The sequence below is a fragment of the Mesorhizobium sp. M7A.F.Ca.CA.002.04.1.1 genome (assembly GCF_004022805.1).
Taxonomy (GTDB): domain Bacteria; phylum Pseudomonadota; class Alphaproteobacteria; order Rhizobiales; family Rhizobiaceae; genus Mesorhizobium; species Mesorhizobium ciceri.
This window is the reverse complement of record NZ_RZPL01000428.1, coordinates 1-4,954: the sequence shown is the minus strand read 5'-3', so window position 1 is coordinate 4,954 and position 4,954 is coordinate 1. Positions and strand designations below refer to the sequence as shown.

Annotated in this window: 5 protein-coding genes and 1 pseudogene; 5 read left to right on the top strand and 1 reads right to left on the bottom strand. The window is 64.1% G+C overall.

What is annotated here, in order from left to right; genetic code table 11:
• The 4 genes and pseudogenes from ENZ75_RS20815 to ENZ75_RS20800 all read left to right on the top strand — a co-directional run.
• A pseudogene (locus tag ENZ75_RS20815) lies at positions 1-1,197 on the top strand (helicase); the annotation flags it as partial.
• Positions 1,198-1,213: 16 nt separating this feature from the next.
• Positions 1,214-1,600 carry an RNA-binding S4 domain-containing protein gene (locus ENZ75_RS20810; RefSeq protein WP_013529181.1) on the top strand — a complete coding sequence of 129 codons (387 nt, stop codon included), beginning with the start codon at positions 1,214-1,216 and terminating at the stop codon, positions 1,598-1,600.
• A 234-nt stretch (positions 1,601-1,834) separates the two neighbouring features.
• A complete protein-coding gene (gene fdxA, locus ENZ75_RS20805; protein WP_013529180.1) occupies positions 1,835-2,173 on the top strand; it encodes a ferredoxin FdxA in 339 nt (112 codons plus the stop codon).
• A gap of 367 nt (positions 2,174-2,540) precedes the next feature.
• The gene (locus ENZ75_RS20800) at positions 2,541-3,122 is read left to right on the top strand and encodes a CarD family transcriptional regulator (RefSeq protein WP_013529179.1); all 582 of its coding nucleotides are present in this window, start codon (positions 2,541-2,543) and stop codon (positions 3,120-3,122) included.
• A gap of 165 nt (positions 3,123-3,287) precedes the next feature.
• Here ENZ75_RS20800 and ENZ75_RS20795 read toward each other — a convergent pair whose 3' ends face one another.
• Positions 3,288-4,685, bottom strand: coding sequence for an ATP-binding protein (locus ENZ75_RS20795; protein ID WP_245481184.1), 1,398 nt, complete (start codon positions 4,683-4,685; stop codon positions 3,288-3,290).
• A gap of 28 nt (positions 4,686-4,713) precedes the next feature.
• On the opposite strand from ENZ75_RS20795, the gene ENZ75_RS34385 reads away from it, so the two are divergent.
• Positions 4,714-4,954: hypothetical protein (locus tag ENZ75_RS34385; RefSeq protein ID WP_164887903.1), on the top strand; the 241-nt coding region annotated here is incomplete at its 3' end.

The window sequence follows — 4,954 nt, the reverse complement described above, 5'->3', positions numbered from 1 at the left end:
GCCTTCGACAAGACCTTCTACAAGCTTGCCGGCTACCGCAATCTCGGCCGTCGCGCCGTGCGCATCGACATCCTGGAACGGCTGGCGGATCTGATCCGCCCGGCGACCAACTGGAAGCCCGGCCTCGGCCAGCGCCCGGACGGCGCCTATGACGGCCAGTCCTTCATGGTGACGCCGCCGATGATGTCGATCCTCGGCGCCACCGCGGACGACATGGAAGAGATCCTCAAAGGTCTCGGCTACCGTGCCGAGCCGAAGCCGGCCGTCGAGGTCAAGGCGCGGCTCGAAGCACAGGACAATGCCGCGCGCGAAGCAGCGATGGCGAAGCTTGCGGCGGAAGAGGCTGCACGAGCCGAGCAGACCAAGGCGGCGGACGCCGCAGCAGAGGCAGCAGTCGAAGGGTCGGAGCCGGCATCGGACGCAGTGGCCGTTTCGGAAACGGCGACCGAAATGACCTCCGACGCCGCGGCGGAACCTGCTGCGCCTGCCGTGGGAGAACAGGCGGACGCTCCGGTCGAAACCGTGCAAGACGAAGCGCCTGTTGCCGAGGCTGCTGCTGAACCGGCACCGGTTGAACCGCAGGCAGAGGCTGAAGCTGCCGAGACTGAAGCCGCAGCGGCAGAAGAAGTTGCACCGGCCGAGCTGGTGTCAAATGCCGCGCCGGCAACGGACGCCGCGCCGGACGAACCCGTGACGGTGACTGAAGCAGCCACCGGGGAACCCGCCCCGGAAGCCGAAGCGCCAAAACCCATCCTGTTGTGGCGTCAGGGTCGTTTCGAACAGCGCCCGCGCAACCGCGACGACAACCGCAGGAACAATCGCCCACGCAACGGACAAGCGCGCGGCCGAAGCGATGCGCCTGCGGACGCCGGCGCACCGAACGCCGCTGCACCCGGAGAGCGTCCGGCCCATGAAGGACGGCGCGATGGAGCCGGCAAGCCGCGCTTCGACCGCTCGAAGTTCAAACCCAAGCCGCAGGCCGAAGGCGAACAGCGACGTGACAGGCCGCAGGGCGAGCGTCCCGACCGCCGCGAAGGCCGTCCCGACTGGAAGGGTGGCAGGCCGGATGGCAAGGGTGGTCCGCAAGGCGGCAAGCCCGCCTTCCAGCCAAAGCCGCGCGAGGAGCGCCCGGTGCGTTTCGATCCGGATTCGCCCTTCGCCAAGCTCGCCGCTCTGCGCGACCAATTGAAGAAGTAGAACCCGGCTCGCTTCGATGGTTGCCGAAGGCCGCCAGCGCATCGACAAATGGCTGTTCTTCTCCCGCGTCGTGAAATCGCGCTCGCTGGCGGCGAAACTGGTCGTCGCCGGCCGGGTCCGCATCAATCGCGACAAAGCAGCGCAGGCTTCCGATCAGGTCAAGCCAGGCGACGTCCTGACCATCACGCTCGAGCGGCGCATCTTCATCTGGAAGGTCCTCGGCGCGGGTGCGCGACGCGGCCCGGCCGAGGAAGCCCGTACGCTCTACGAGGATATGTCGCCACCGCCCGCACCGAAGGGCGAAGCCCCTCCCGATGCAATTCCGGGGCTGCGCGAGGCCGGCAGCGGCCGCCCGACCAAGAAGGAACGTCGCCAGACCGACCGATTGCTCGGCGAAGATTGATGCCTGGCGTCCAAAAACAGGCGGCGCTTGCCAGGATAACGACGTGTTTGAAGCAAAACTGAACCCGGCAAACAGGAAGCCCTGCATGAGGTCGCCGGCCTCTGGGGCGCCGGCTGCCTGGAATTCCATTTCGAAACGCTGATGCCGACAGGAATGGCTGCCCTTGCAAGCAGCGGCCAAAGGCGTTACCTGACGGAAAAAGCCCAACAAAATGGGACGTCCCGGAGCCGACCGATGACCTATGTCGTGACCGACAATTGCATCAAATGCAAATACATGGACTGCATCGAGGTCTGTCCGGTCGATTGTTTCTACGAAGGCGAGAACATGCTCGTCATCCATCCCGACGAGTGCATCGACTGCGGTGTTTGCGAGCCGGAATGCCCGGCCGACGCGATCAAGCCCGACACCGAGCCCGGCCTCGACAAATGGCTGCAGGTCAATACCGAATATGCCGAGAAATGGCCCAACATCACCGCCAAGAAGGAACCGCCGGCAGACGCGAAATCCTTCGACGGCGAGGCCGGCAAGTTCGAGAAATACTTCTCCGCCGAGCCCGGCGAAGGCGATTGACAATACGGCCGGAAAGGCCGGTATTACGCAGGGTAAGAGGCACGTCACATTAACCGGCTTGACAGCCGGCGCCGGGTTGTGGCCTTCGCGTATGCAGCAAAACCTTGATTCTTCCGACTTTTTGTGTTACATCAGCGAAACATGCCGGTGACACAACGTCGATTTATGGCGCAGACGCCCCAAATCACTGAAAGGTGAAAATCCCATTCGGACCAGAGCGATCTGGGCCAGGCGGTCGCGATGTTGCGGTTTGCCGGTCCGGCTTTTCCGATGGGTTCATCTGTTGTGCGGCTAACGGTCGGTTTCTCCGATCGCGCGAGTTCGGGCCGGCAGGACGCCGGTACCACAACAAGGAGTTCAGTGCGCAATGGCAACGATCACCCCGCAGAAGAAGTCCACCGCTGCGCGTCACGGTTTCAAGACCGGCGAGTACATCGTCTACCCGGCGCATGGCGTCGGCCAGATCGTCTCGATCGACGAGCAGGAAGTTGCTGGACACAAGCTGGAACTGTTCGTCATCGACTTCTCGAAGGACAAGATGCGCCTGAAGGTGCCGGTCGCCAAGGCGACCTCCATCGGCATGCGCAAGCTGTCGGAAGAGGATTATGTCGAGCGCGCGCTGAAGGTCGTGCAGGGCCGCGCCCGCGTCAAGCGCACCATGTGGTCGCGCCGCGCCCAGGAATATGATGCGAAGATCAATTCGGGCGACCTGATCTCGATCTCGGAAGTCGTGCGTGACCTCTACCGCGCCGACAACCAGCCGGAGCAGTCCTATTCCGAGCGTCAGCTCTACGAGGCGGCGCTCGACCGCATGGCCCGCGAGATCGCGGCCGTCAACCGCATGTCGGAAACCGAAGCCGTGCGCCTAATCGAGGTCAACCTCAACAAGGGCCCTAAGCGTGGCGCCAAGGCCGACAATGAAGAGGCCGAGCAGGAAGAAGCTGCCTGATCTTTCTCACCTTTCGAGAAATCCTGCGTGAAACGATTGGAGGCTCCGGTTTGACCGGGGCCTCTTTTGCTTTCGGGCGGCAGCTTCGATGTTGGTAGGCCCTGCGCACCAGCGTGCTGCATCGCGGCTTGCCGGCGCGCCGAGCCGTCGAGCGCGCGTTTCGTTTTAACGTGTGTCGCCACTTATCGCCTTGCCGCCAAAGCAGACCGCGGTAATGGTCTCGCGCAATTCCTCGTCGGCGATCGGCTTGTGCAGGATGCGGCTGCCGCTGGCGCTGATCTCCTTGAGGCGCGCCGGCGACGTATCGCCAGTAATGATGATGGTCGGGACAAGCCGGCCGATATGGGCGTGAAGCGCACGGATCGCGTCGGTGCCGGTGGTGTCATTCTCGAGACGGTAGTCTGCGATGATCAGGTCGACCGGCGCATCGCCGGCAGCCAGCGCCGCCGTATGGGCCTCCTGCGCCTCTGCGGCGGAGCGGCCGGGATAGACACGATGTCCCTCCAGGCTGAGCAAGCGCACCATGGCATCGAGAACGTCGCCCTCGTCCTCGACCACCATGATGCCGGCGGCACTGCTGGCCGGCGATGTCGTGTCGACCTCCAAGCGAGCTTGCACCGCGCCGGCCTTCGCGACGGTGATGGAAAACAGGGAACCGCGCCCGGACGTCGAAGCCAATTTCAGGGGGTGCCCCAACAGCTCGGCGGTGCGGCGAACGATGGCGAGCCCGAGTCCCAGGCCTTGCGTGCGGTCCCGCGCCGGGTTCTGCAACTGCACGAACTCCTCGAAGACCATCCCCTGCTGATCGGCGGGGATGCCGGGGCCGCTGTCGAGGACCTGTATCTCCACACATGCGCCGCGCCGGCGACAGCCCAGCAGGACACCACCTTGCTTGGTGTAGCGAAGGGCATTCGAGATCAGGTTGTTGAGGATGCGCTTCAACATCATCGGGTCGCTGTCGACGTAGAGACTGCTGTCTACCACGCGCCACGTAAGTCCGCGTTGTTTTGCCTCGGCGGCGAATTCATTGCGAAGATCACCAAAGAGGTCGCGCAGCGGCACCGCCTCGCTCGCGACCGTGACGATGCCCGCATCGAGCCGCGAGATATCGAGCAAAGCGTTGAGCAGCCCACTGAAGTTGCTGACAACCGATTTCGCCCGGCTGGCCAGATCGCGCGCCTCGCCGGAGGGTACGTCGCCGCGCTGCCCCAATATGGCAAGCGTCGAGACCAGCAGGCTCAGGGCATGGATCGGTTGGCGCAGATCGTGACTCGCCGCCGCCAGAAAACGCGTCTTGGCACGGTCGGCGGTCTGCGCCCTGTCGCGTTCCTCTTGCAGGTGCTCGACCAGCGTTTCGTTCTCCAGTCGCAGGCTGACGGTTTCGCGCAGCATGCGGTAGGTGATACGGCAGTAGTAGAAATTGATCGCCACCAGCGATGCGAGCAGGAACAGGAAGGCGCCGGAAATATCGCTTTGGGTGGTCAAGCAGCGCAAGGCGACCGGCACCACCGTGGCCAGGATGGAACCGACCAGCGCCGGCGGAAAGGCCGACAGCGACGGCACCGTACCGCAGACGAGACCAGTCAGGACGATGACCGTGAAGGACAGCACGATCGGCGCCTCGGGCATAAAGCCGACCCAGCCAAGCACCCCCCACAGAAGGCCCGACATACAGGAAAACGCCGTGGCCAGCCATGCCCAGCGCAAGATCGAGCCGCGATCCCTTGAGCGGCTGAAAAAACGGCGCGACGCCAGCACCCGGATAGCCGTCAGCAGATACAGCGCCGCCAGCCAGCCGATCAGCCAATTGGCGGAAACGGCCGTTCTCAGAA